Origin of the sequence: Brasilonema sp. UFV-L1 (assembly GCF_012912105.1) — a bacterium.
In the GTDB taxonomy this organism is placed as follows: domain Bacteria; phylum Cyanobacteriota; class Cyanobacteriia; order Cyanobacteriales; family Nostocaceae; genus Brasilonema.
Genome location: NZ_QMEA01000307.1, coordinates 1 through 24,112, shown reverse-complemented (window position 1 = coordinate 24,112; position 24,112 = coordinate 1). Strand labels below are relative to the sequence as shown.

Below are 24,112 nucleotides of genomic sequence, written 5' to 3'. Positions count from 1 at the left end.
ATAGCTGCCCTCAGCAAGGCAGTACTAGATTTCTAATAATCCTGATGGTGGCGTAATTTCAATACGACGGATTTCCAAGTCTACAATTGGTACTATGGCTTTTACAAACGGAATCAGAACAGTCTTTTGTTTTTTGTCCCTTGTCTTTTGTTCTTCGTCCTTTGCAGAGTGTAATTGTACTTCCAACAAATCATTACCAGCAGGAAGAACATCCACCACTGTACCAAGAAGTTCCCCAGATTCCTGCATAAAGACTGGTAAGTTAATCAAATCTACGACGTGATATTCATCTTCTCCCAATTGAGGGCGATCGCTTTCTGGGACAATCAACTTACAACCACGCAACTCCTCAACTTGGTTACGATTTTCGACTCCCGCAAGTTCAATAATATATAAATTTTTACCTTGCACATAACGTCCTGACAGTAATTCTACGGCTTGCGGTTCCGCCTGATTCGGACGCAACAGCCACCGTGTTCCAGGCACCTCAAAGCGTTCTGGGAAATCCGTGTCAGGATAAACACGTATCTCCCCATCTAACCCTTGAGGTGCCACAATTGTGCCAATTTCTATCCAACCATCTGGTATTGAAATGGGTGGTGGGGAGGATGACGGAGATGGGGAAGGTGAGGGAGTTTTTTCTCCACTTGCTTCTCCTGCTCTACGGTGTCTGTTTTTCTCCTTATCCCTCATCTTTTCCTCTGCATTTTTAGCGTTCTGGCGCTTCATTTAAGCACTAATAGCCGCACGTTGATAAACTTCTTGTACCACTTTTGCCAAACGCTGCATACCTACAACAATTTCTTCATCAGTAGCGGTGAGACTAATACGAACACACTGCTGTTTGTGTTCCCACTCTTCCTCTAAGCCAGGGAAGAAAGTACTACCAGGAACAACTATGACACCCACCTGTTTGAGTTCTTGATAAAATTCCCAGTCAGTCATTGGCAAATCCTGCAACCACAACCAAGCAAAAATTGCTCCTTCACCGCGATGCAGAAACCAAGGTAAATCCTTTGGCATTGCTTCGTTTAAGGTGCTTTCCAAAACCGTGAACTTATTCTGATAAAATGGACGAATGACTTGCGTAGAAATTTCTGCCAGCGCACCAGAATTAATCGCACGTGCCGCGATCGCTTGTCCATACCGTGAAGAATGCAGATTTGCATTTGCTTGGAAACACTCAAGCACCTCGATGAGTTTTTCGTCTCCAATCGCAATACCAATGCGTTCCCCTGGTAATCCTGCTTTGGATAAACTCGTGCAGTGGAGGATATTTTCTCCAAATATCAACTGCATATCTGTAAAATTTAATGCCGGGAAAGGCGGAGAGTAAGCAGAATCAACTAACACCGGCACATCGTGAGCAGCAGCAAGAGCAGCAATTTTTCTCACCTCATCGTCAGTCAGGACATTTCCTGTGGGGTTACAAGGGCGAGAAAATAAAACACATCCAGTCTTTTGTGTAATCGACAGTTTGCTGAAGTCGGGACGATATTTGAATCTGTGAGCTGCTGCATCAACATCCAGAGATGGTTTATACGCCACTAATGCTTCTGGTACTAAGCTAACACCACCATAACCAGTGTAATCAGGACTCAGAGGTAGGACAATTTGCTTGAGTTCGCCGTTGGTAGTGTAGCCACCGAAAATATTAGCAGCGTAGAAGTAGAGAGTTTGACTACCAGGGGTGATGAGGATGTTGCGATCGCTTAGATTTAATCCATACCGTTGATTATAATCTTTGGCGATCGCTTCAATGAATGGTCCATACCCTTGACTCGACCCATAACGACAAACGACTTCACCATATTCTGGGCTAGCCAGCAATTCGGCTGTACAATTGCGCCACAACTGTTCTACTTCTGGCAAAATTACTGGGTTACCAGCACTCAAATTAATTAATTCCTGCCCCGTACCAGTTTGTAAAGTTCCGATAATGTCCTTCATAATTGCTCTAACGCCGCTCAGGTTGGACATTTGAGCGCCAATTTTAGTCAGGGCAGGGTTCATAGGCGATAAAAAATAAGCGTAATCTAAAGGTGGACAATTTTTGAGTAGTTGCTAATGACAGACTGGTGTTGCCAAAAAAGCTGCTACCACTTTTATCCAATGTAACTAGAGAATGGCACTATCATGTACAGTAACATGATATCTACATTAATTTTTGACATTTCCCCCTTTTAGTGAAACGCGACTCCATCTATTACCAAATTTTTAACGGTATCGCGGAAGTCCCCACCCTCAACGTACCCGCAGGGTGGGGATGGCGTGCTGTGCAGCGACGATTGCATCTTTGACCAAGAATAGCCGCAGGCTGTTGAGGGAAAAGATGCATGTTAGCGGAGCAGCACGTTAGCGCGGAGTTGTCAATATTCCCGGATTTTACCAACCATTGTTGTATAATAGTATTGGTCGATGACCCGCCCAACTGTCTCGGAACAGATAGGTCAAGTAGCGGTAATACGCTTACCACAGAAAGAGCAGAGCTTGGGGAAAGAACATGACCACTGGTTCGTATGATTACGCTCTGCGGTAAAAGATCAGCCAAGCCATGTTGTACGTAAAGTTATATCCTTGCGGGAGGCGAGGATCTGCCTGTGGACGCGGAGTAAGACCAAATCATACACGGGTATGAGGAGGCATCGGCGGATGAAGCGGGAAGCCCAAAAGACGAATAAGACCGTCGTTGCATAGTTGAAATTGGAAGCCCCTTTTTCAGCGTTTGCGCAGCGCCCCGAAGGGGCTAGCAAAAAGGGGTACTTCACTGCAGTTGACAATTGCCTCAGAGAAAGCTATCGCACAGCAAGCAAAGCAATTAATTGAGCGGGTACAATTAGAATCAACGGACGCACTACTGAAAAACGAAATCACAGATATTATTACCACGATTGCAGTTTATAAGTTTTCTTCGTTGAGTAGAGAGGAAGTGGAGGCTATGCTAGGACTGACTTTAGAGCAGACAAGGGTTTATCAGGAAGCGAAAGCTGAGGGACGAGAAGAAGGACGAGAAGAAGGACGAGAAGAAGGACGAGAAGAAGGACGAGAACAGGGACGAGAAGAACGGGAAGCTGAAATTTTGAGAGTCACTGTACCTCTGTTACTAAAAACAGGCATGAGTGTGGAGCAGATTGCTCAACAACTTAATGTTGATGTAGAATCAGTCCGGCGAGCCGTACAGTAGAGCGTATAGAAGGGGCGAACACGCTCTAGCCGTTTATCAGTTTTTGTAAGTTTTGCCCTGAAGAGGTGAAAGCTGTGTTAGGACTGACTTTAGAGCAGACAAGGGTTTATCAGGAAGCGAAAGCTGAGGGACGAGAAGAAGGACGAGAAGAAGGACGAGAAGAACGGGAAGCTGAAATTTTGAGAGTCACTGTACCTCTGTTACTAAAAACAGGGATGAGTGTGGAGCAGATTGCTCAAGAACTTAATGTTGATGTAGAATCAGTCCGGCGAGCCGTACAGTAAAGCGTGTAGAATGTCTCGTTCCTTGCCTCTGGCAAGGAATGCAGTCATCGAGGCTATGCCTCTTTGACTGACTACAGGCTCCAACCTCAGCGAATTGCATTCCCAGGCTGGAACCTGGGAACGAGGCTGATTGCGGGGTAACATCTCTGGTAAATCGACCAACAGTATCATTCTATTCGCCAAGTCTTTTTGCTACAATCCAACCTCTCAATAATTCTGACTCCAATCCTCTAAAGCAGCAATCACAAAACTTGCAGCAGGATGACTGAGCAACTGTTCTAAAGCAGCAGTTCCACCAGCCCTTAACGAACTAAGAACTTTCCTCATCAAAGTCGGATTATTTTCAATGCGTTGAATAGCTTCTGTAGCAACAGCCATTTTTCCAGACATTGTATCAGTAGAATAAGATTGATTGAGCTGCTCTAACAATTTTTGTATTTCCTCAGCAGCTTCCGCCAGAGTTTGTTCTTGTGCTGCATAATTGTGTTGATTCACTATCTGCTGACTGCCAGACTTCGCCGTATCAACAACATTACCAACATTAGCTCTGCTTAAGTCATATTTCGTTTTATAATTTTCATTATTATTCATAGATAACTGATTCTCACTCCCTTGTACTGCTTGCATTCCTTGACCAAGTTGACTATCACTCACGCTTTGATGAATTCCACCTTGATTTGGATTCATATTATCTACCTTTTCGACTTGAGTGTTTGAATAAAAGCTAGGACGCTCTAGCGCCGTCGTTACCATATTTTCTAATCTACGTATTTGGTTTGCTTTTTCTGCTATTTCTTTTTCTGCTAACAGTAATTTTATTTCGCTCTCTGGCAAGTTTTTAAATTTATTATAAGTCTCAAAATATTCTGCACTCAGTTCTGATTTATCAACATTCTCTGCAGTTTTAGCACGAAGCAAAAACTTATCTTCTCCTCGCACCTCCATCCCCACAATTCGCAAATCTGCTTCTGGATGATTCTCTGCTAACTGTTTGAAGGAAATGGCTATAGCACGCGGGTCAACACCTTGGTTATGATAAAGGTCGAGAGTATCAACAATCGGTTTAATAAAATCTCCAAACTCACCATCTGCAAATACTTCTTCCCTGTTATCCGGTTTACGCAAGGGATCAGGATTTTCTTTTGTGGGGAGCCGCATATAAACGTAAGAGCATCGCACCCCATCAAATTTCGTATCGCCGGTAATACCCCAATCTTGTATATACGCTCCCGTGAGAATCGCGCCTGTAAAATCAGTTCCGTCTAGCTGTGCTTGTACTAACTTGGCTCTGGATAAATCAGCATCTTGCAAGTTAGCTTCACTCAAATCTGTGCTCACAAAACTTGCATCTATTAAGTCAGCTCCATGCAAATTAATTCCCCGCAAGTTTTGACGGTCAAAATTTATGTCCACTCCTTTTCCAGTCACCAGCACGCCTCGCACTTGTGCTTTTTGAAGATATGTAAAACCAGCACGAGCAAGGTCAAGCTTTTTGGTATTGCGCAAACACGTACGAGTCACTCGCTAGCCCCTAAGAGGGGCGCTACGCAAACGCTCAAATTCGCTCATTCGCTCATTCAAAATTAAGAACCACCAAAATAAATTTAGGGGCTTGAAACAAGGACGCCGTTTTCCGCACTTCGTGCCGCTCCGCTAACGCGCTATGCGTCTTTTGAAAACATTTTTTACATTCTCCATACCATAAGTTGGGGGCTTGTATCCTTTTCTTTTTCGGTCAGAATAGCTTCTCTAAAATCTGTACTTTTGAGCGTGGCTCCTGTAAAATTAGTATCAGTTAAATTAGCATTGCGAAAACTTGTACCGCGAAAAGCGGCAAAAGCAACAGCAATGTTCCGAATCAAAGCGTGCTTTTCGTCTCCTTTCATCGCTCGCCAACTGATATAAATACTCAATAACGTTACGGCGAAGGCTACGGCGAAGGCTCCGGCGAAGGCTACGGCGAAGGCTCCGGCGAAGGCTACGGCGAAGGCTCCTAAGCCTGCTTGTATTCCTTGGCGAATTGTGATGAAAATGAAAATAGCAAGTATAATTATAACAATCCAGCCCGCGATTTGATAGGCTATTTGCTCTTGAGGGTCTTTACTGGAGTCAAATAATAGTGCCACCACAAAATAGCCAGCAAAAGCGGAGAGGAATCCTGAGACTCCACAGAGCAACGACGAAACAACAACCAGGAAAATAGCCCAGCGCTTTCGCAGTCCCGCTTTAGCATGGCTGAAGTTTGCACCTGTTAGATTTGCACCAGTAAAATCAGCCCCTCTAATATCTGCATAGCTAAAGTTTGCCCTTGTTAAGTCTTGACCTTTGAACGAACGCCCTCTGAGATTTTGACCTGAGAAGTCTGGCGGCATAATTATATACAGTTATCAGTTATCAGTTATCAGTTATCAGTTATCAGTTATCAAGGAAGCGCAGTATCAGTTATCAGTTATTACTGTTCATTGTTTACTGTGTACTGTTTACTATTCATTAATAACTCAATACGGTTCAGATAAGACCAAAACCATTGTCACATTGTCATCCTGGCAATGTACGAACGCTCGGATGCAACGTCTCTACACATCATCAAATTTCACTAAAAATTCTTAACTGAACCGTATTGATTAATAACTGTGTACTGATTTAATACAGTTTCTACAACGTATTTTCCAGATTTTTTGAGAATTACCACAATTTTTAATAGACGTTTGTGGAAAGTCCCACAGAGCAATGCTCCTGCGTGGTTCTTGCTAGAGCAATTCGCCGATCTCAAACAAAATCCCCCAAAACCATCTGAGGGAGAGGAGCAGCTTTAACAGTGAACAGTACACAGTACACAGTACACAGTACACAATGAACAGTGATAACTGATAACTGGTAACTGGTAACTGGTAACTGACAACTGATAACTGTGTACTAGACTGGCTCAAAGTGCAATACCTTGACACTCTCCGGGCTAAAGCCACGGAGATTCTTAAGACATCGCTGCCTTAATATCCTGATTGCTCAGGTTCCCAGGCTCACCACGTTTGCCCAAAGGGCGTAGTGATATCTCCTCAAGGTTGTTTCGGGCGTAGACTTTCCCCCAGTCCGGGGGTAGGTTTTTAAATCTTGTACTGATGTAAATATTTTAGCATCCTTGACGAAAGCCTAAAGGCTTTCATGCAGCTTTCATCCGACGCATTGTCCCCGAAAATTTTGGGCAGCCTTATTAAAACGGGTACTCGTCTTGGAACACTAATTAACGAAACAAGGCTGCCCAAAATTTTTACGTGTAAGACCCCGCCCTTGCCTAAAGTACGGAATACGGCACTACGTGCCTGTTCCTCAAGGGTTTTCAGCCAGCTATCCTTATAATCTGATTTGGACGCAAACCAATTGATTCATAAGTGCGTCCATTGCGATCGCTAAATTCAACTTCAAAAGCAGTACCACCCGCCAACATCTCAACCACCGTACCAACTTGTCCGCGCCACAGATTGTATTCGGGAAGGTCTACCATCAAGGCTACCACATCAAGCAATTTGACTGAATTGGTTGTCATCTCATCTCACCTCCAAATATTACAGAGGATAGCAAGTCGTTAATCTCGGAATATCAGAATCATGTTCGATAATCCAGCCACTCCGGATGATTCCACTTCTATCTTGCCATTCAATTTGGAAATCAAGGATGTAGCGTTGTCCAAACTCATCCTGTCTTCCCAGTCGAGCCGAACGAGTTTTGACAATTTCTAGAAGAATTCGACGCAATTGTTCAGCATCATCAGCCGTCATACCCAGTTTCGATGAGAATAGCCGAGCTTTGTGTTTTCCATTATCATGCTCTTGATTTAAACAGTAATCACGTAGTTTACGAATATCAACGACTGCATTTTCTGCATTCGGAATCAGCATTAGAAAAAACAGTAGTCCTAAAAAGATAATGATGAATTATAGTGTTAAGCTCATCATCTCTTGCTCTCTTTCTTCTCGCATTTGATGAACGATTTCATCAATATCCGGTTCAAAGGGTTGACTACTACGCCGTTGCTGAATGGCTTGAGCATTGGCTAAAATTGCTGAACGTAAGTTTTGCCAATTCGATGGATGTGTTAATTTTTGGTTTAATAACTCTCGTTCTTCAGGAGACAAAGCTAGTATTGCATTGGCTAAAGATTCGACAAGCTGAATATTCATAGACGTTCCCTATCCTGCTATCAAAGTGAAAGAAATGAATATCCCAGGACTTACGCACAGACACGAAAGAAACCGGGTTTCACAAACAGAGACTTATGGCTAAAATGACGATTTTTCGTAAAGAAACCCGGTTTGGTGCGTAAGTCCTATATCCTTTGCTTCTCCTAACCCTCCCTGCGAGTTCGGAAATAGAAAGATTTTAGCGCAGTTAAAAGAGAGGGTGGGGTAATCTGTCGCAAACATTTTCTGAATCGGTATGAGCCAGCACTTGCTGGTTTAAAATTAAGATAATGCACAAAACTCAAACTATATAAAAGTTCAGTCTTCAGCTATCCACGATACCAAAAACAGCTGATTTATTAAATTCGGAATATTGAATCACTTATGACTGCTGATCTTGCCCAAACCCTAATCCGTGCTGTTGAAGAAGCAGACTCCTCTGCTCGTTTACTGGAAGCTGTCGAACAATTATCTGCTGCTCGTCTGGAAGCAGCAATTCCAACCCTAATTGCAGCATTGGGTTACAATAATCCTGGAGCAGCAGTTGCAGCTGTTGAAGGACTGATTCAGATCGGGAAGCCAGCGGTAAAACCTTTAATGGAACTGCTGGATGGCTACAATTATGGAGCAAGGGCTTGGGCAATTCGCGCTCTTGCTGGAATTGGTGATCCACGAGGATTGGAGATGTTGCTGGATGCGGCAAAAAATGACTTTGCTTTCAGCGTCCGCCGAGCAGCTGCCAGAGGACTTGGTACAATCGTTTGGGAAGAGTTACCGTCAGAACAAGTTCAACCTGCACAGGCTCAAGCTTTAGATGTTTTGCTGCAAGTGTCCCAAGATCCAGAATGGGTGGTGCGTTATGCGGCGGTGAATGGGTTGGAGAAATTGGCGATCGCCGTCGCTATTTCCAACACTGATTGGGCGATGCAAATCCTGAGACATTTCGATAGCCAAGTTGCATCGGAAGATAATTTAGCAATCATAGCTCGGATTTGGCTAGCACAGAAAGAGATTCAGGAATATGTCGTCGAGGTACTAGACACGCAAACAGCCCAAATAGTTAGCGCCTTCGATATCGATTGGCAAGGAACCCTTGAAAAGCTTTATGCTCGTAAACGTCAGGAACAACCCCTACCAGAAGGCGATCCGCGCAAGTTTCATCAGGTAGCAGCCGCTATTGCAAAAGCGAATGCTTAGTATCCAGAGTGGGAAATAGCAACTCGCCGTCTGAGCACTTCCAACAAAGTTGTAAACTCTTTGGGAGGAGGTGCTGTAACTTCAATCGATTCTCCTGAGACAGGATGCTCTAACTTCAATCGCCAAGCGTGGAGTGCTTGACCTGATAAATTCACACCAACAGAACGACCAGAACTATAAACAGGATCACCAACAATAGGATAACCTATATGTGTACTATGAACGCGAATTTGATGAGTGCGTCCGGTTTCTAGTTGGAAGTGCATGAGTGTATAGTTACCGAGGCGTTCTTTGATTCGCCAATGAGTCACCGCAGCTCTTCCACCTTGTTCTATGGAAACAACAGCCATTTTTTTACGGTCAACTGGATGGCGACCGATGGGTAAGTCAATTGTACCGCTTTCTGTTTTGGGTGTACCGTAGATAATACCAAGATATTCTCGCCGAGCTGTCTTTGCTTTGAGTTGAGCTTGTAGATGTTGATGGGCTTGTTCTGTTTTGGCAATTGCGATCGCCCCTGTTGTATCCTTATCCAATCGATGGACAATTCCCGGACGTTGAACTCCCCCAATTCCTGGTAAACTAGGACAGTGAGCTAAAATTGCGTTGACTAAAGTACCGTCTTGATGACCTGGTGCAGGATGGACAACTAACCCAGCTGTTTTGTTGATGATAAGTAACGAGTCATCTTCATAAAGAATCTCAAGAGGGATATCTTCTGGTTGGAGTTCTAAAGGTTCAGCATCTGGTATTTCTATGGAAATGCGATCGCCTGTTTTGACAGCAATTTTCTTTGATATGCAAATATTACCATTGAGTTGGACATGACTTTGTTCAATCAGCTGCTGAATGCGTGAGCGGGATAACTCTGGTAATTCTTGGGAGAGGTAACGATCTAGGCGTTCAGCGTTTTGTTTGACTTCTAGATAAAAATTGTTCACATTGAGTCTGGATGAATTCCTCGTTCTTGAAGTAAAGTATGCAGCGCTTGTAGTTCAGCTTCAGCTTGTTCTGCCCTAGCTTCAGCTTGTTTTGCCCTATTTTCAGCTTGTTCTTGTTCGTGAGCAAGTTCCACATAGCTAAGAAACCGCCCTCCATCAGGACGATAAATCTGAAGTTCGCCGTCTGACAATTCAAAGCGTATACTTAGACGGGGACTTACCCAACCTATCATTTGTTCAATCTCTGCTAATTCATCACCAGAGCGTAGCCAGCCAGTCAACTCACCTGTGTCTGGATCATACAAATAGTATTCTTCCACGCCATAGCGCTCATAAAACTTAAATTTAGCGATCATCTCTTTAGCGCGATTGTTGGGAGAAAGAATTTCAAACACCACTTGTGGGGGAATATTTTCTTCTCGCCACTGTAGATAAGAACCTCGGTCTCCTTTTGGTCTGCCAAAGGCAACCATAACATCAGGTGCTCTACGGATGAGGTTATTACCTTCAACAGGATACCACAGTAAGTCCCCAGCAACGAACACATTGGGGTCATTGTCAAACAGGACATCCAAGTTTTTTTTAATGAGTACAATCAATTCAAATTGCTTTGTGTTGTCTGCCATTGGTTGTCCGTCGCTTTCGGGATAGATAATATCTTTTTGATTGGAAGATGTCAGTTGAGTCACCATTACTGTGAGTCCTATTTTTGCAGGTAGTATTGTTAATTTTAACGAACGCAAGTGCGTCCGCCTTAGCGCGTACAACCAAGCAGATGTTTCCTGGAGATCATTTTTTTGTTGACTTCTCTGAATTTCCACCCCCGTGAATTTGAAATCCCCCGCTAAGTTTCTTGCGTCTTTATAGCGGGGGAGGATGTCACTCGCCCTTCGGGCTCAAATTCAAAATTCAAAATTCAAAATTCGCTCATTGAATTAGTGGGAGCTTGTACTCACCACTAATTCAAGACCACCAAATCAAAGATTGTGGTGGGGGTTCTGACCCTCATTGATCAATTCAAAAAAGATTCTTAATTTTGAACTTTGAACGTTAGCGCAGCGAAGGCAGGCAGCGAACTTTGAATTCAAAAAAGGTCAAAAGTGATCTATTCTTCCATCACTTCTGCTGTCTTCTTCTTATCTAACTTGAGAACCAATACTCCCAAGGGTGGTAGACATAAATCCAGCGAGTATGGACGATTGTGCATTGACCAATTATCTGTCCACTTACCACCTAAGTTACCCATATTGCTACCGCCATACTGACGAGCATCGCTGTTGAACAACTCGGTATAGAATCCTGGTTCGGGTACACCAATGCGGTAGTGAGAATGAGGTTGAGGCGTAAAGTTGCAAACTGTGACAACGAAGTTATCGGAGTCTTTGTCTTGACGAATGAACGATACTACGCTATGGCGGTTATCACTACAGTCAATCCACTCAAATCCTTCCCGTGCAAAATCTTGAGTGTACAAAGCTGGTTCAGAGCGATAGAGTTGGTTGAGACTTTTGAAAAACTCTTTAAGTTGTTGGTGCGGCTCATACTGGAATAAATGCCATTCCAAGTCACTCCAGACATTCCATTCACTCCACTGCCCAAATTCCATGCTCATGAACATGGTTTTTTTGCCTGGGTGCGTAAACATATAGGCAAACAAACAACGCACATTAGCGAGCTTTTGCCATCTATCTCCAGGCATTTTACCGATAATATTGCTCTTACCATGCACCACTTCATCATGTGACAGCGCCAGCATATAGTTCTCGCTGTGGTGATACCACATGCTAAAAGTGATGTTGTTTTGGTGGAATTGGCGGAACCAGGGGTCCATGCTGAAGTAATCCAGCATATCGTGCATCCAGCCCATATTCCACTTTAAGTTAAACCCCAAGCCTCCAGTGTAGGTAGGCCAAGATACCATCGGCCATGCGGTAGATTCTTCGGCAATTGAGACAACGCCAGGGAAATAGCTGAAAATAGTGTGATTGACCTGACGCAGAAAATCTGCTGCTTCCAGGTTTTCTCTGCCGCCGTACTCGTTGGCAACCCATTCTCCATTTTCGCGGCAATAGTCAAGATACAGCATTGAGGCGACAGCATCAACGCGAATACCATCAATGTGGAATTTGTCAAACCAGAACAGGGCATTTGCTACCAAGAAATTTCGGACTTCGTTACGGGAGTAGTTGAATACGAGAGTACCCCATTCCTTGTGTTCACCTTTGCGGGGATCCGCGTGTTCGTAAAGGTGAGTCCCATCAAAGAATGCTAAACCATGACCATCTTTGGGGAAGTGACCTGGAACCCAGTCTACAATAACTCCAATACCGTTTTTGTGGCATTGGTCAACGAAGTACATAAAATCTTCTGGACTACCAAAACGCGAGGTAGGGGCATAGTACCCAGTGACTTGATAACCCCAAGAGCCATCAAAGGGGTGTTCTGCAATCGGTAATAATTCAATATGGGTGTATCCCAAGTCTTTAACGTAGGGAATAAGACGTTCTGCCAATTCTCTGTACGTCAAAAAACGTGCGCCCGGATTCAGTTCTGAAACTGTGACTACTGGCTGTGTTTCACCATTGGGCAGTTTGGCTGGTTCCGCACTGGAGGCGTGTAACCAAGAGCCTAGATGCATTTCGTAAACTGAGATGGGCTGGGTGAGGGGATCTGTGTGACGCCGAACCTCTAGCCAATCTTGGTCACCCCAAGTGTAGGCATTCAAATCTGTGACAATGGATCCAGTTTTGGGGCGGGGTTCTTGTTGAAAACCGTAAGGATCAGACTTTTCGTAGATGTGTCCTTCAATGTTTTTTATTTCGTATTTGTAACACTCTCCTACCCCGATTTCAGGAATAAACAATTCCCAAATACCTGTCTGTCCTTTACGCATCTGGTGTTTGCGCCCATCCCAATTATTGAAATCTCCCAGGATTGACACATTACGAGCATTCGGTGCCCAAACTGCAAAATAAACACCTTTCACACCGTTGATTTCTGTGGGGTGCGCTCCCAGTTTTTCGTAAATCCGGTGATGATTACCTTCTGCAAACAAGTGTAAATCAAAATCAGTCAGATGGGGAGAACGGAAAGCATAAGGATCATACATGACTCGCTCGTGTTCCCCTTCTTTTATCCGTAACTGGTAGTTCGCCAGTTCTGTTGTTTCTATCGTGCATTCAAAAAAGTGAGGATGATGCACTGCTTCCATTGGGTATTCCTTCCGTTCCTCAGGAAGGATAACCCACGCCTGACTCACACTTGGTAGGTAGGCTCGCACAGCCCAGATGCTTTTACCATTCTGTTCTATGGGGTGGGCACCTAGTATTTCAAACGGATCTTGATGTTGATTCCAAACAATGCGGTTAACCTGTTCTGGGGCTATTGTGGTCATAGACATGGAGCTACCTACGTTCGTTGAATAAAGTGACTAAGTAAATTTGCTTTGTCAAACATCTATCTATATTCTTTACATTTCTTCGCAAATTTTGCCCTGGATAGTCATCGTACCTTGGAAGGAGTACCTTTGGGGAGAGAGTATCTTCATTGGGTGTAGAATACGGAATTTAGAAAGATGTAGTCATTTTTTAATTTCTATACCCTTCAAATATCTAAAAACGGGAAAAGCTGAAGCAATGTCTTACGCAGTCGTATCAGAAAAACTTGATCCCGAATGCGGGGGTCAAGTTTTGGTGGGGGAACTTTTTGCAACTGAGCTTGCAATTGAGCGTATTCTCCAGCACTCAGGGGTTGACCATCAACAGGCGATCGCGCTGCTGTAATCATCTGCATCCGCAATATTTCTTCTGGTAAATCTTCTTTTGGTGGTAATGCCATGACCGATGCTCCCTGTGAACTGCTTAACCCCACCAATATGCTAGTACAGACAATTAAAATCAGAAACTTTATCACTCTTTTCATTTTTCCTCCCGTGGAAAAATTCGGTAAAAAACGGAGTCAGCACGCCAGGTCTCTCAACGCGCTTAACCCGCGCACGAGACTGGCTCCTTTGTCTAGTTTCACTGTCGGCACCCACGAGTACTCGTTCTAATAAGGCTGACTCCGTTTTTTATGGATTCATGCGTCCCCATATTTTTATCTTGCCAGCAGCTTAAGCGCCAAGAAACCCGGTTTCTCTGTGAAACCGGGTTTCTTGAGGAAGTTGTTGTAAAAACTTGGCAAGCTCAGGTACTAATACCTGGGCACTTTTCCAGATAAGGAACGGAGTACAGGGGTTGGCCAAGAGAAATTGTTAGTGAGCGTGACTAACTTCATGCCCTCTCAAAACATAGCGATCTACATCTATAGTCTGAGAATATCAACTCAACTAATGTAGTGAGGAGCGCTACAACAAACTGTTTTGGTTGTTTTGAGAAACTCCTATCTAAGGAGTCTTGGTTGGGCTGGCAGGGGTAGTAGCAGATGCGGGAGGGGTAGCTGTAGTGCCATCAGCTGCGGGAGGGGTAGTTGCTGTACCACCAGCAGGAGGGGTAGCGCCGGTGTCTGCTGGTTCAGCAGGTGAAGTTGCAGCACCTCCAGCACCGCCCCCAGGTGCTTCGCTGCCCCCCTCACAGGCTCCAAGAACTGTAGCCAGACCAAGAATCAATGCAAAACTAAGGATTTTTATTTTCATAACTCCTCTTTCACCAATTGCGGCAATAACAATTTTAGCCTGTTGAATACGATACCCTATTTGTTGCTTTTTTTTAAGTGACTTGAGATCACAGATTTAAGCAAAATTCCTGAATTTTTTGTCAAACAACTTAATTGTTTAGGGTAGCATTACTAGATTAAGTCATGGAGCGCGATATCATAGCAAAAATTCCGATTTTATTTGCATACTCTTGCTTATGGTGGCAATGCGTTGCCATACTTTATAAATGCGATACCTCAACAGTCAAGATATTCAGGGGCAATTCCAAAATTGTCAAGAAATCTTATTTCTTTAAGAAACCATGTTCCCTAGGGATGCAAAGATTGGTGTGCCTACCTATCACAATATATTGACTGGATTAGTGGTGTTATTTGTGGTTATTGTCCGATAGGCAATAATAGCAAGAGCAAAAACAGACAATCATCTACACTAAAGTATCTTAATTCCAAAAAATTATGGCTGTTGCACGTAAGTCAAATGTTTCTGCAACGGGCAGTCAGTCCCGAACAGCAGCGAAAAGTGGCAGAAAAAGTGGCTCTGCTCACCAAAAAAAAGCGTCCACTGAACCGGAAAAGACCCCACAGACAAAGCAGTTAAGCACTCCAAAGGTCACTCTACCTGCTTCATCTACACCAGTATCCACTCAAAAACCAAGACATTCCTCAAAAAAATCAGTTTCTTTTCAGCAACTCACAAAGGAAGCTTCTAGCACCAATAAACACACAACAACATCCGTGAGCGAACTAGGCAAACAAAAAGCGTCAGCTGTCCCTATGATGCCATCTGCTGAATCTGTCCCTTTTTGGTTACTCCGCTTATGCACTTTACATCGTTACTCTTCAATTGTGGCGTTTGCGTTGGTAGCTGTAACCCTCGTGGTCTATGGTTGGACTGTGTATTCCCAACAACTTTGGAGTCAAGCATACCGTAAGTTGCAAAACTTGCAACGTCATGAGCGCCAATTGATGACGACTAATGAGGTGCTAAAAAACAAAATGGCACAAGAAGTAGAACGTACACCCGGCAAGTTTGTATCGCCATCTCCCGATAGAATGATTTTTTGGGAGCCAGCACCTATTGAGCCGAACTCAGTACCCCCCACAGCACCAAATTCAGAAAGACAACTGCAAACCCCTAATCCAGTGGGGTATTAGTCATTCGTCATTTGTCATTGGCACTTGGACATCAGACAAAGGACATTTGAAGGACAATTTTCATGCAAAAGTCATCAAACAGAGCAAAATTTAAAAACTTTAACTTTCCGAAACCAGCATTCAAGAAGCGACGCCAAAAGGGTTCCAAACGAGAGTCGAGCAGCAAATTTGTTGACTCAACAAAAGAGCCATTTAACATAAAATTCAGACTTTTCATTGTTTGGAGCTTTCTTCTTGCGGCTGGAGTGGGCTTGGGTTTTAATTTGTACAACCTACAAATCGTGCGCGGACCAAAGTTAACAGAAAAGGCGCGAAACCAGCAAATGGTGAATTTGCGACCTTTTATACCCCGTCGCCCAGTGGTGGATCGTAATAAAGATTTGCTGGCAATAGACCGTCCCGTATATACTTTATATGCCCATCCCAAACTCTTTGAAAAGTCTAATCAGCAGATGGCAGAACAACTCTCGCCATTACTCGGTCAAGACGTTGCTGAGTTAGAAAAAAAGTTTGACGCTAAGAAAAGCGGTATTACACTTGCTAATGCTTTATCAGAAGAAATTGCTGATCGCATTTCTTCACTACATCTCAATGGCTTAGAGTCAATTCAAAAATACTCTCGATTCTACCCACAGCAGGATTTAGTTGCAGAAGTCGTAGGCTACGTTAATTTAGATCGTCGTGGTCAGGCTGGTGTAGAGTACTCTCAAGAAAAGTTGCTAGAACGTTCTATGCAAACAGTACGGCTCAGCAGAGCTGGTAACGGGGCGCTCATGCCAGATTACGCTCCAGATGGTTTTTTTAATTCTGATGATCTGCGACTACAACTCACCATAGACAACCGTCTGCAAAGAGCAGCCCGCTTTGCTCTCAAAGCACAAATGAAAAAGTACCAAGCAAAGCGAGGGGCTGTGATTGTTATGGATGCATGGGATGGTTCCCTACTCGCTTTGGTTTCTCACCCCACCTATAACCCAAATGAATACTCTAAAGCCGATATCTCTTTATTTAAAAACTGGACGGTAGCAGACTTATATGAACCAGGTTCAACCTTCAAACCTTTAAACGTCGCGATTGCATTGGAAGCTGGCATCATTAAACCAGAAGATGTATTTAACGATCCTGGTCAGATTCAAGTGTCTGACCGAACAATCAAGAATGCCGAAAATAAACGTTACGGTCGGATAAACATCTCTGAGATCTTACAACACTCCAGTAATATAGGGATGGTGAAAATCATCCAAAAATTGCAACCCTCTATCTACTACGGTTGGCTAGAACGCTTGGGTTTAGGGCAAAGTGTTGATACAGATTTACCCTTTACTGTTAACAGTCAGCTCAAAAGCCAGGGAGAATTTCTTGCTACACCAGTTGAACCAGCAACAACCTCTTTCGGTCAAGGCTTTTCGTTGACACCGTTGCAGTTGGTGCAAATGCACGGGGCTTTAGCCAATGGCGGTAGACTCGTGACACCTCACGTAGTTCAGGGATTAATAGATACCAAAGGACAAATCCACTATTCACCTAATCGAGCGGTACCACGCCAAATTTTCTCACCCACAACTGCCCGAAAAGTGGTAGAGATGATGGAGAGTGTTGTCAATAGCGGTTCAGGAAAAGCATCACAAATTCCTGGGTATCGCATTGCAGGAAAAACTGGCACAGCTCAAAAAGCGAGTCGCGCAGGTGGCTACATTATCGGAGCTAAAATTACCAGTTTTGTAAGTATCTTACCAGTAGAAGCGCCTCGCTATGTCGTGCTGGCATTAATTGATGACCCAAGAGGTGAAAATGCTTATGGTAGTACTGTCGCCGCACCTGTTGTGAAGTCAGTCATGGAAGCACTGATTAACATTGAACAAATTCCACCCAGTAAACCAATGGCTCAAACACCCACCAGTCCGCGTTGAGGACAAGGGGAGACAGTGCGTTGTTGTGCCAGGGAAAGCAGGAGGGTTTCCTGACAGAGGAACCTTTTTATTCCTCCTGTCAAATCGACTGGCCGCAAAACATAATTCCTATTTTCCAACTTGCCGCTTCATTTTTACGCACAGGTTATCTGCGCTTGTGGGAATATCTAAAAGCCGAGTTGCAGTGGTACACATGCTCTACTTTGGATGAATGGCGCGATCGCAAGGCAGCGCAGCAGCAAAGCGATCGCCCCAGAAATATTCTTACCCAACTAACCCCAGAATTTATTGCTTCACTCGCTGGTTGGGATTTGATCACGAACGCTATATTAAGCGCATCTTCATACAGAATTGCTACAAATATTTGAACGCACAAATCATTAATCTAACAAAGCTGCTGCTGTTGCTCGTCCATCTAAAAGTTTGAAATATAAGCCCAAAGAACAAGGCTGAAATCTATATATATTGTCTTTTTTAATTATATAAACATGGTAAAATGCAATAACTAAAGCGCTCAAAGTTTGGAGACCGACGGCGCTTTTCTTTAGTGATTATTCATTAACTAAAACTATGAAATCAAATTTTTCTGAGATTAAGCTCATTCATATGAAAAATTTTATAAAAAATCTTCCAATCAAGGAACTGCTTAAACTGGAGGCGTCTGTAAAGGAGCAGATAGCAGAGGAATTAGCCCAGAAGAAGCAAGAAGAACCGCAAGTGACAAAAGGATTTGGAAAAGGGTTTTCCAAAAAGCGACGCAAATAAACCGATAAAGCTTGTCCGCTTGCTATTGATATTATGGCAGGCTGGTAGTATCCAGCTGTTTTGAAGTTAGAGAAATCACGCGCTAAGAATGTGCGGCTAAAGATGGAGGTTTTGTAACAAAAATAAACTTGAAAAATACGACTGAAATTTATATTTTTTGTGCTTTTTGATTATAAAAGCATGGTATAATACAAAAAACAAAAGCGCCCCCTAGTCTCGCAAACCTGAGCGCTTTTGTTTAGTAAACTTATCAATTTAACTTAAAGCCATGATAACAAATCTTGACTCAACTGCGATCGCTTCTGCAAAAAATTTTCTAAAAAATTTTCCAATTGAGGAACAGCGTGAACTAGAGGCGTTTCTAAGTCAGGAGATAGCACAGAAATTGGCGGATAAGAAGCAAGAGTGTGGCAAGCACAACCGCAAGTGGCAAGAGTATTTGCAGGAAAAGGGTTTTACAGAACGCGACGCGAAGAAACGGATAAAGCTTGTCCGGTTGCCATTGGTGTTATGGCAGGTTGGGACTATTATGGCGCTTCAACTAGCAACACCTATGATGGAACCTGTACGAGATTACTTTACCGCGACTGGTGATGAAGTGACTCAAGAGGCTGTGCAAGCCAAGATGGACGACGTGAAGCAGATGCGGAAAATGGAGCGCGAACTTCTGGCGCAAGAGGAAGAAGTAAGTATCTGGAAAATGGATAAGAATAGGCGACGGTATTGGGAGAGTGGGAAAAGCTACGATCAAGAGGCGGGAGTTGTATTGGAGAAATTGGTCAAAAAAACTGGTAAACTTCCTCAAACGATAATTTCTGAAGCGCTTTTGTTGAGGGTTGATGGTGGCGTGAGTGTCTCGCGCTTGGTTTTTGACAAAATCCTCGATGGCGATGATAGAGGAGAATTTAGTACTCAGGAGTCAGGCTTAAGAGAGCATCAGCCGACGGGAGTCAGGAGTCAAACAGCTTTCATATCTGGCGCGTGAAGTCTAAATTGTGTACCTCGTTTACTTGCAAACTGCTGTAATTTCTGTGCCGGGACAATTGCGATCGCCTTGGGCTGAGTGGGAACCTTTAACCACGGAAGTTCAAGAAGTTGCAGAAAAATCTGTGATGGCTAATTGTTATGACGCCAAAAGAGCGATGCAGTTGTTTGACAATTCCTAAATGGTGCCAGGTATTGAAATAGCACCAAATGCTTGTGTTTTTGTAGAAAGTGCTTTTGTAGAAATATTGTAATAACTAAACTGGAACGTTTGTATGTTACTGTTTACGTCTGATCAGTAACTGGTAGAACTCCAAACTCCTCCATTAGCAGCATCAAGGGACGGATTGTTGTTTTGGGATCGAGCCTATTGCAAGATGTCTGGCAGACATAGAATTGCACGCTTAGGATGAACCAACAACAATCAATGGGGTAAGCCTCGGGGGCTTACCCCAATCCAACTACTGGATTATGGCAGAAGCATTAGATGAGAGCGAAGTCTTGAGCAGAGAATTGACCTTGGTTGGCTAGATCCGTTTGATTAACGAGATTGCCAAGGACACTGATATCACCACCGTTTGCGAGGTCTTGAGAGAACACAACTCGAGAGAAGCCCAGCGTGGTGTTGAAGTAGACAAACAAACCCGCACCGGCTGTGATATCGTCGTTATCCGCAATAGCTTTTGCAGCAGCGGGAGCAGCAGCAAACCCGTCCAATAGCACCACTAAATTGCTATCACCAGACAGATCAACGCTATTTCCGCTTTGGAAGTTGAGGGCATCAATGCCGAGCTGCTCGCTGCTAAAGACCAGCTTATCTTGCGCGAATTGGAAGTCGGTAAGTATATCTGGCTGATTCAAAACGTTAATACCGGTGGGGGCATTTAGGGCTGGTGTACCGCCAGAGAAGGGGTTATCGGAAAAGAAGAAGATATCTTGACCCGGACCACTAGTGAGCGTGTCCACACCGCGACCACCACTGAGGATGTCATTGCCGCCACCACCGATGAGGTTGTCATTGCCGTCACCACCGAAGAGGATGTTATTGCCCGCATTACCGAAGACGGTGTCATTACCCGCCCTACCATATACGATGTCGTCGCCCTGATTACCTGATAGGTTGTCGTTATCATTAGTACCGATAAGGACATCGTTGCCGCTAGTACCTGTTGTATTTGCCATGGTAGTTTCTCCTGGGAGTTAAATTTGATGGGTTTAGTCCAAGTATCAGCTAATAGCTGATAGTCCTGGTATGGTTATCTAAAACTTTGACTGTTAAAACTTTGAACGTCCTGGATACCATAAAATGACGCTACCCAAGAAAAGCTTACCTACTAGCTTTGTTCAAGCTTTGTCTATTCCTTTTATTCATCACTGAAGTAGGCATAAAAAGTGACTTCTAAAGGTTATTAACCAATGGAAGAGACATTTTTTTGAGGTGTAAATTTTAGATGACATAGAAAATAATATCAGTAAAATCCACTATGTAATTTTTTTTTGTATCACGATTTCTTATCTGGAAATTTTTGTTTTATTGAAATAAGCTATTTAGAATAACTAAGTTGTTCAATATTACTTGACTTATTCTCACCATCCACCGTTCAATAGCATATATTTGCTTGAACACCTTGGAAAACCATGAGATTTGCTTATGCATTGAATGTAATGCTTTGAGATGCCTGCCTGGTTGTTTGTCAATTTTTATATTTTTTTGATAAAAAAAAGCAGAACACATTTTTCTTTTTAGAAGCTTAATTTATTTATTAGAAACTGCCCTCGAGTTGATATTAATGAGCATAAATATTTTAGTGATAGCCCTTATTTACCAAAGGGTTTCAAAACTTATCCAGATCAGGATGATTTTAGGTGAGTGCCTCCTCATCAGGTACAAGGCAAGAGGCATTTACCCGATAAATCAATTTAGAAGTTTCAAGCTTTGACACCTTGTTCATCGTGGCTCCGCAATTGGGAACAAATCTTGCTTTTCTTGCTTTGTCTCCACGCTTTTTGTAGAGAGTGGATGCTGTTGGCGAATTATTTCAAAACACATTGGAATATTCGATAAACCCTTTGTTTTGGTAAATGCTGGGTTTCCTTGTGTCAACACAACCTACGAAAAAATAAGGTTTTGAAGTATTAAGTTATATTTCGCCAACAGTATCAGAGTGGATCAAGAATTTCGTAAAAAAAGTTAAGACGGTTGCCAGATATGTGCAAATGTCCTGATTTTAGAGGAAAAGGCGATTCGGTCATTGTGAATGCGATCGCCGTTGGGCGGGTACTCCGTGCGATTGGCTTTGCCACTGCCCCTTGGGCAATCGTGCCCTGGCGGCTCCTCCGGAGCATCGGATAATGACCCAGCGAAGCTGATCGCCATTATCTTAAAATGGTAGATACCAAAATTGTCCAATAAAGTTAAGAGCTAAAGGGTAAACTAGCCACACTTGTGAGCGTTAGAATTCCCCGCCCGTGCAAGTATCTGTTGACACAAAGAAAATTGCTCCCCTACTTCCTGTGGTGTACCTGTAGACTGAATCTTTTATCAAAAACTTAATTTTTTCTTTATCACTCACGGGAGAGGAACTTAAATTGACTAAATGGAAATCTAGAGAGTACAAACTGAAATAATTTCATGCCAGCCTTTACTAGCTAACATGTTCCATGCAAAGTAATGTACTCATGTCTCCTCTCGCCGAGGTTGAAGCAAAAAGTAAGCAAATAAAAGAAAAAGTAAGTGTAGATTATCATCTTGCTGAGCAGCAATTTATAGAACTGCTGACAACAGAAAATTTAGATGAAAAACTAGATGCACAACCTTCACAAAAGAACGAGTTTGAACAGACACTCAGTGTAGCAATTTCTGCTGCTTATCAAAATGGTACTGGTGATGATGCAGCTCATCGTTTTCTCCAGCGTATTCTTTATCGCATTAATCGATTAAATTTGTTTTGGTATGATGATCTACGCCACTACATAAACGAGCGTTCTCCTTACTTGCATAAGGTGCGTGACCAAATTGAGACAGCTTGGCAACAGTGGGAACTTAGACAAATCGATGTGGCTGCATTGCAACAATTAGATGTTAAGCAAGCTTTAATTGAGCGTGCTGCTTACGATTTAGATCCGCCTTTGTCGGAAGACAGTCGCTACATCCGGGAAGAAATGAGCGAGGCTAGTTACCGTCACTTACTCGCTATTGGCTCATTTGAAGGTTTAGTAGAAAGCAGTCACCTTCCCCGCATTCTGGGTGGCGCTGCTAATGCAGTACAGTGTACACTCATGCGAGTCTTTCAGGAAGAGTACGGTAACGGTCGCTTATCTCGCAAGCATTCTACGTTTTTTGCTCAAATGCTGAACGAGTTTGGGATGAACACCAAACCAGAGGGATACTTCGATTTAGTCCCTTGGGAACTTCTAGCTTGTTCCAATAATAGCTATCTGATAAGTGAACGAAAGCGTTATTTTCTACGGTACAATGGTGGGTTAACCTATTTTGAGCTATCGGTACCTGCAGCTTTCAGAAACTATGTTGCAGCAGCGCAGCGCTTGGGACTCTCTAACGCGGCTATGAGTTATTGGGAAGTGCATATTAGGGAAGACGAACGTCACGGACGTTGGATGTTGGATGATGTGGCTTTACCTTTAGCCGAAATGTACCCCAATGATTCGTGGGAACTAGTGTTGGGGTACGACCAAGAAAAGCTGATGGGCGATCGCGCGTCTAAAGCTGTTGTGCAATCAATACGTGCAGTCGAAGCCGCATTGAGCAATTCATAATTCAAAATGCAAAATTCTCAATTCGTGGTATTCATCATTTTGCATTTCTAATCAAATAGTCATTCACCTTCTCAATCATTCCTTTAGTAACAAATTGTTTGCTAGAGGAACAATTTTCTCTTGTCTGTTTAGAGGTTTTCGCTGAACTAGATACTTTATATCTCAAGTTCAAACATTGAAGTTTCTGGATAATGGTAGTCAAATGAAGAACATCTTTTTTTGCCCGGAAGAATCTAATTTCTACTCAAACTGCTTAGATAACTTTGTTTTAAGAAATTGTCAAAAATCTGAGTGCATAGTTGAGTTTGGTTCAGGAGATGGCAGTCCTGTTATTAATTCATTACTGAAAAATAGATTTGATGGTGTCATACATGGATTTGAATTAAATACTTCTGCTTGGAAAGTCGCTAATTTGACAATCGATGAATATAATCTTGCTCAAAAATACATAATTCATAATTCATGTTTATTTGAATCTTCTCAACCAGATGCTGAGTATCTAGTTGCTAATCCTCCCTATCTACCTGCACCAGATCAAGATATTTGTATGCCATTGTTATTTGGCGGTATAGATGGTGCTACTGTGACAAACGAACTTTTATCATTAGGCTATGAGAATGTATTACTTTTAGTCTCTAGCTACTCTAATCCAGAAAGTACAATTCATCATGCAAGGTCGAATGGTTATCGAGTGATAAATTTCATTGTTTTACCTTTAAAATTTGGTTATTATAGCTCTGAGCCAAAGGTGAAAAACCATATAGATAAATTACGAGAAAATAAAATGGCATTCTATTCAGGTGATTATTACTTTTTAGCTGGTGTTTTATTTCAAAAGTCTAAAGAATCGAAGTTAGATTTGTCTCATGAGTTAGCCCAAGTGATGACAAGTTTGTAAAAGAGGCGTTTAATAATTGAGGAACGAATTTTCCTTTCTGCTAACAATTAAACAAAGACTTCTTGAAGTATCTCTGTCTTAGAGATGATTTATAAAGTAAACCTTAAATTGTAGGGTGCGTTAAAGCAACGCGCTTCATTTTTCATAGACAAAAATGGACAACCACTAACAATGTCTACTCGTAAA

General features: G+C 42.9%; 23 protein-coding genes and 1 pseudogene. 11 read left to right on the top strand and 13 right to left on the bottom strand.

All coding sequences use genetic code 11. The features are described from left to right. Positions 1-24: 24 nt before the first annotated feature. Positions 25-729: a ribosome maturation factor RimM gene (gene rimM, locus DP117_RS34405; protein WP_169222614.1), complete on the bottom strand. Its 705-nt coding sequence runs from the start codon at positions 727-729 to the stop codon at positions 25-27. Beyond that, on the bottom strand, positions 730-2,013 hold the full coding sequence (locus DP117_RS34400) for a valine--pyruvate transaminase (RefSeq protein WP_169222613.1): 1,284 nt from the start codon (positions 2,011-2,013) through the stop codon (positions 730-732). A gap of 754 nt (positions 2,014-2,767) precedes the next feature. Between DP117_RS34400 and DP117_RS34395 the strand changes: the two are divergent. Beyond that, positions 2,768-3,184, top strand: a pseudogene (locus DP117_RS34395) (DUF2887 domain-containing protein); the annotation flags it as partial. Between the two features lie 74 nt (positions 3,185-3,258). Further along, positions 3,259-3,468, top strand: coding sequence for a hypothetical protein (locus DP117_RS34390; RefSeq protein WP_169222643.1), 210 nt, complete (start codon positions 3,259-3,261; stop codon positions 3,466-3,468). Between the two features lie 207 nt (positions 3,469-3,675). Here DP117_RS34390 and DP117_RS34385 read toward each other — a convergent pair whose 3' ends face one another. The 5 genes from DP117_RS34385 to DP117_RS34365 all read right to left on the bottom strand — a co-directional run bounded on the left by DP117_RS34385 (position 3,676) and on the right by DP117_RS34365 (position 7,646). Continuing rightward, positions 3,676-4,989, bottom strand: a complete 1,314-nt coding sequence (locus tag DP117_RS34385) for a pentapeptide repeat-containing protein (RefSeq protein WP_169222612.1) — start codon at positions 4,987-4,989, stop codon at positions 3,676-3,678. Positions 4,990-5,153: 164 nt separating this feature from the next. Next, positions 5,154-5,840, bottom strand: coding sequence for a pentapeptide repeat-containing protein (locus tag DP117_RS34380; RefSeq protein WP_169222611.1), 687 nt, complete (start codon positions 5,838-5,840; stop codon positions 5,154-5,156). 965 nt (positions 5,841-6,805) lie between these two features. Beyond that, the gene (locus tag DP117_RS34375; protein ID WP_169222610.1) at positions 6,806-7,012 is read right to left on the bottom strand and encodes a DUF4926 domain-containing protein; all 207 of its coding nucleotides are present in this window, start codon (positions 7,010-7,012) and stop codon (positions 6,806-6,808) included. Positions 7,013-7,031: 19 nt separating this feature from the next. Continuing rightward, the gene (locus DP117_RS34370) at positions 7,032-7,364 is read right to left on the bottom strand and encodes a DUF6883 domain-containing protein (protein WP_169222609.1); all 333 of its coding nucleotides are present in this window, start codon (positions 7,362-7,364) and stop codon (positions 7,032-7,034) included. A 36-nt stretch (positions 7,365-7,400) separates the two neighbouring features. Next, positions 7,401-7,646, bottom strand: a complete 246-nt coding sequence (locus tag DP117_RS34365) for a hypothetical protein (protein ID WP_169222608.1) — start codon at positions 7,644-7,646, stop codon at positions 7,401-7,403. A gap of 384 nt (positions 7,647-8,030) precedes the next feature. Between DP117_RS34365 and DP117_RS34360 the strand changes: the two genes are divergently transcribed. Beyond that, complete coding sequence (locus DP117_RS34360; protein ID WP_169222607.1) at positions 8,031-8,843, top strand: HEAT repeat domain-containing protein; 813 nt, start codon at positions 8,031-8,033, stop codon at positions 8,841-8,843. Here DP117_RS34360 and DP117_RS34355 read toward each other — a convergent pair. The 5 genes from DP117_RS34355 to DP117_RS34335 all read right to left on the bottom strand — a co-directional run bounded on the left by DP117_RS34355 (position 8,840) and on the right by DP117_RS34335 (position 14,417). Then, positions 8,840-9,784, bottom strand: a complete 945-nt coding sequence (locus tag DP117_RS34355; protein WP_169222606.1) for an RluA family pseudouridine synthase — start codon at positions 9,782-9,784, stop codon at positions 8,840-8,842. The two genes, DP117_RS34360 and DP117_RS34355, sit on opposite strands and share 4 nt — an antisense overlap. After that, a complete protein-coding gene (locus DP117_RS34350; protein ID WP_169222605.1) occupies positions 9,781-10,476 on the bottom strand; it encodes a Uma2 family endonuclease in 696 nt (231 codons plus the stop codon). The genes DP117_RS34355 and DP117_RS34350 overlap by 4 nt, the downstream gene beginning before the upstream one ends. 413 nt (positions 10,477-10,889) lie before the next feature. Next, positions 10,890-13,178: a 1,4-alpha-glucan branching enzyme gene (gene glgB / locus DP117_RS34345; protein WP_169222604.1), complete on the bottom strand. Its 2,289-nt coding sequence runs from the start codon at positions 13,176-13,178 to the stop codon at positions 10,890-10,892. A gap of 209 nt (positions 13,179-13,387) precedes the next feature. Continuing rightward, the gene (locus tag DP117_RS34340; protein WP_169222603.1) at positions 13,388-13,705 is read right to left on the bottom strand and encodes a hypothetical protein; all 318 of its coding nucleotides are present in this window, start codon (positions 13,703-13,705) and stop codon (positions 13,388-13,390) included. Positions 13,706-14,168: 463 nt separating this feature from the next. Continuing rightward, entirely contained in the window at positions 14,169-14,417 is a 249-nt protein-coding gene (locus tag DP117_RS34335; RefSeq protein WP_169222602.1) for a hypothetical protein, read from the bottom strand. 476 nt (positions 14,418-14,893) lie between these two features. Here DP117_RS34335 and DP117_RS34330 point away from each other — a divergent pair, with 476 nt between their 5' ends. The 6 genes from DP117_RS34330 to DP117_RS34305 all read left to right on the top strand — a co-directional run bounded on the left by DP117_RS34330 (position 14,894) and on the right by DP117_RS34305 (position 19,433). Continuing rightward, a complete protein-coding gene (locus DP117_RS34330) occupies positions 14,894-15,592 on the top strand; it encodes a hypothetical protein (RefSeq protein WP_169222601.1) in 699 nt (232 codons plus the stop codon). A 62-nt stretch (positions 15,593-15,654) separates the two neighbouring features. After that, the gene (locus DP117_RS34325) at positions 15,655-17,502 is read left to right on the top strand and encodes a penicillin-binding protein 2 (RefSeq protein ID WP_169222600.1); all 1,848 of its coding nucleotides are present in this window, start codon (positions 15,655-15,657) and stop codon (positions 17,500-17,502) included. A 20-nt stretch (positions 17,503-17,522) separates the two neighbouring features. Then, positions 17,523-17,870, top strand: coding sequence for a hypothetical protein (locus DP117_RS34320; protein ID WP_169222599.1), 348 nt, complete (start codon positions 17,523-17,525; stop codon positions 17,868-17,870). A gap of 238 nt (positions 17,871-18,108) precedes the next feature. Continuing rightward, the gene (locus DP117_RS34315) at positions 18,109-18,267 is read left to right on the top strand and encodes a hypothetical protein (protein WP_169222598.1); all 159 of its coding nucleotides are present in this window, start codon (positions 18,109-18,111) and stop codon (positions 18,265-18,267) included. A 268-nt stretch (positions 18,268-18,535) separates the two neighbouring features. Then, positions 18,536-19,252 carry a hypothetical protein gene (locus tag DP117_RS34310; RefSeq protein ID WP_169222597.1) on the top strand — a complete coding sequence of 239 codons (717 nt, stop codon included), beginning with the start codon at positions 18,536-18,538 and terminating at the stop codon, positions 19,250-19,252. 10 nt (positions 19,253-19,262) lie between these two features. Further along, positions 19,263-19,433: a hypothetical protein gene (locus DP117_RS34305; protein ID WP_169222596.1), complete on the top strand. Its 171-nt coding sequence runs from the start codon at positions 19,263-19,265 to the stop codon at positions 19,431-19,433. Between the two features lie 301 nt (positions 19,434-19,734). On the opposite strand, the gene DP117_RS34300 is transcribed toward DP117_RS34305, so the two are convergent. Continuing rightward, the gene (locus DP117_RS34300) at positions 19,735-20,433 is read right to left on the bottom strand and encodes a hypothetical protein (protein ID WP_169222595.1); all 699 of its coding nucleotides are present in this window, start codon (positions 20,431-20,433) and stop codon (positions 19,735-19,737) included. A gap of 1,497 nt (positions 20,434-21,930) precedes the next feature. Between DP117_RS34300 and DP117_RS34290 the strand changes: the two genes are divergently transcribed. Both DP117_RS34290 and DP117_RS34285 read left to right on the top strand, forming a co-directional pair. Next, positions 21,931-23,028, top strand: a complete 1,098-nt coding sequence (locus DP117_RS34290) for an iron-containing redox enzyme family protein (RefSeq protein ID WP_248277973.1) — start codon at positions 21,931-21,933, stop codon at positions 23,026-23,028. 202 nt (positions 23,029-23,230) lie between these two features. Continuing rightward, the gene (locus tag DP117_RS34285; RefSeq protein WP_169222592.1) at positions 23,231-23,926 is read left to right on the top strand and encodes a class I SAM-dependent methyltransferase; all 696 of its coding nucleotides are present in this window, start codon (positions 23,231-23,233) and stop codon (positions 23,924-23,926) included. The last annotated feature ends 186 nt before the right edge of the window (positions 23,927-24,112 follow it).

Coding starts and splice junctions, on each gene's coding strand:
- rimM (WP_169222614.1), bottom strand. CDS start 729: ATGAAGCGCCAGAACGCTAAAAATGCAGAGGAAAAGATGAGGGATAAG.
- DP117_RS34400 (WP_169222613.1), bottom strand. CDS start 2,013: ATGAACCCTGCCCTGACTAAAATTGGCGCTCAAATGTCCAACCTGAGC.
- DP117_RS34380 (WP_169222611.1), bottom strand. CDS start 5,840: ATGCCGCCAGACTTCTCAGGTCAAAATCTCAGAGGGCGTTCGTTCAAA.
- DP117_RS34375 (WP_169222610.1), bottom strand. CDS start 7,012: ATGACAACCAATTCAGTCAAATTGCTTGATGTGGTAGCCTTGATGGTA.
- DP117_RS34370 (WP_169222609.1), bottom strand. CDS start 7,364: ATGCTGATTCCGAATGCAGAAAATGCAGTCGTTGATATTCGTAAACTA.
- DP117_RS34365 (WP_169222608.1), bottom strand. CDS start 7,646: ATGAATATTCAGCTTGTCGAATCTTTAGCCAATGCAATACTAGCTTTG.
- DP117_RS34360 (WP_169222607.1), top strand. CDS start 8,031: ATGACTGCTGATCTTGCCCAAACCCTAATCCGTGCTGTTGAAGAAGCA.
- DP117_RS34350 (WP_169222605.1), bottom strand. CDS start 10,476: ATGGTGACTCAACTGACATCTTCCAATCAAAAAGATATTATCTATCCC.
- glgB (WP_169222604.1), bottom strand. CDS start 13,178: ATGACCACAATAGCCCCAGAACAGGTTAACCGCATTGTTTGGAATCAA.
- DP117_RS34340 (WP_169222603.1), bottom strand. CDS start 13,705: ATGAAAAGAGTGATAAAGTTTCTGATTTTAATTGTCTGTACTAGCATA.
- DP117_RS34335 (WP_169222602.1), bottom strand. CDS start 14,417: ATGAAAATAAAAATCCTTAGTTTTGCATTGATTCTTGGTCTGGCTACA.
- DP117_RS34330 (WP_169222601.1), top strand. CDS start 14,894: ATGGCTGTTGCACGTAAGTCAAATGTTTCTGCAACGGGCAGTCAGTCC.
- DP117_RS34325 (WP_169222600.1), top strand. CDS start 15,655: ATGCAAAAGTCATCAAACAGAGCAAAATTTAAAAACTTTAACTTTCCG.
- DP117_RS34315 (WP_169222598.1), top strand. CDS start 18,109: ATGAAAAATTTTATAAAAAATCTTCCAATCAAGGAACTGCTTAAACTG.
- DP117_RS34310 (WP_169222597.1), top strand. CDS start 18,536: ATGATAACAAATCTTGACTCAACTGCGATCGCTTCTGCAAAAAATTTT.
- DP117_RS34300 (WP_169222595.1), bottom strand. CDS start 20,433: ATGGCAAATACAACAGGTACTAGCGGCAACGATGTCCTTATCGGTACT.
- DP117_RS34290 (WP_248277973.1), top strand. CDS start 21,931: ATGTCTCCTCTCGCCGAGGTTGAAGCAAAAAGTAAGCAAATAAAAGAA.
- DP117_RS34285 (WP_169222592.1), top strand. CDS start 23,231: ATGAAGAACATCTTTTTTTGCCCGGAAGAATCTAATTTCTACTCAAAC.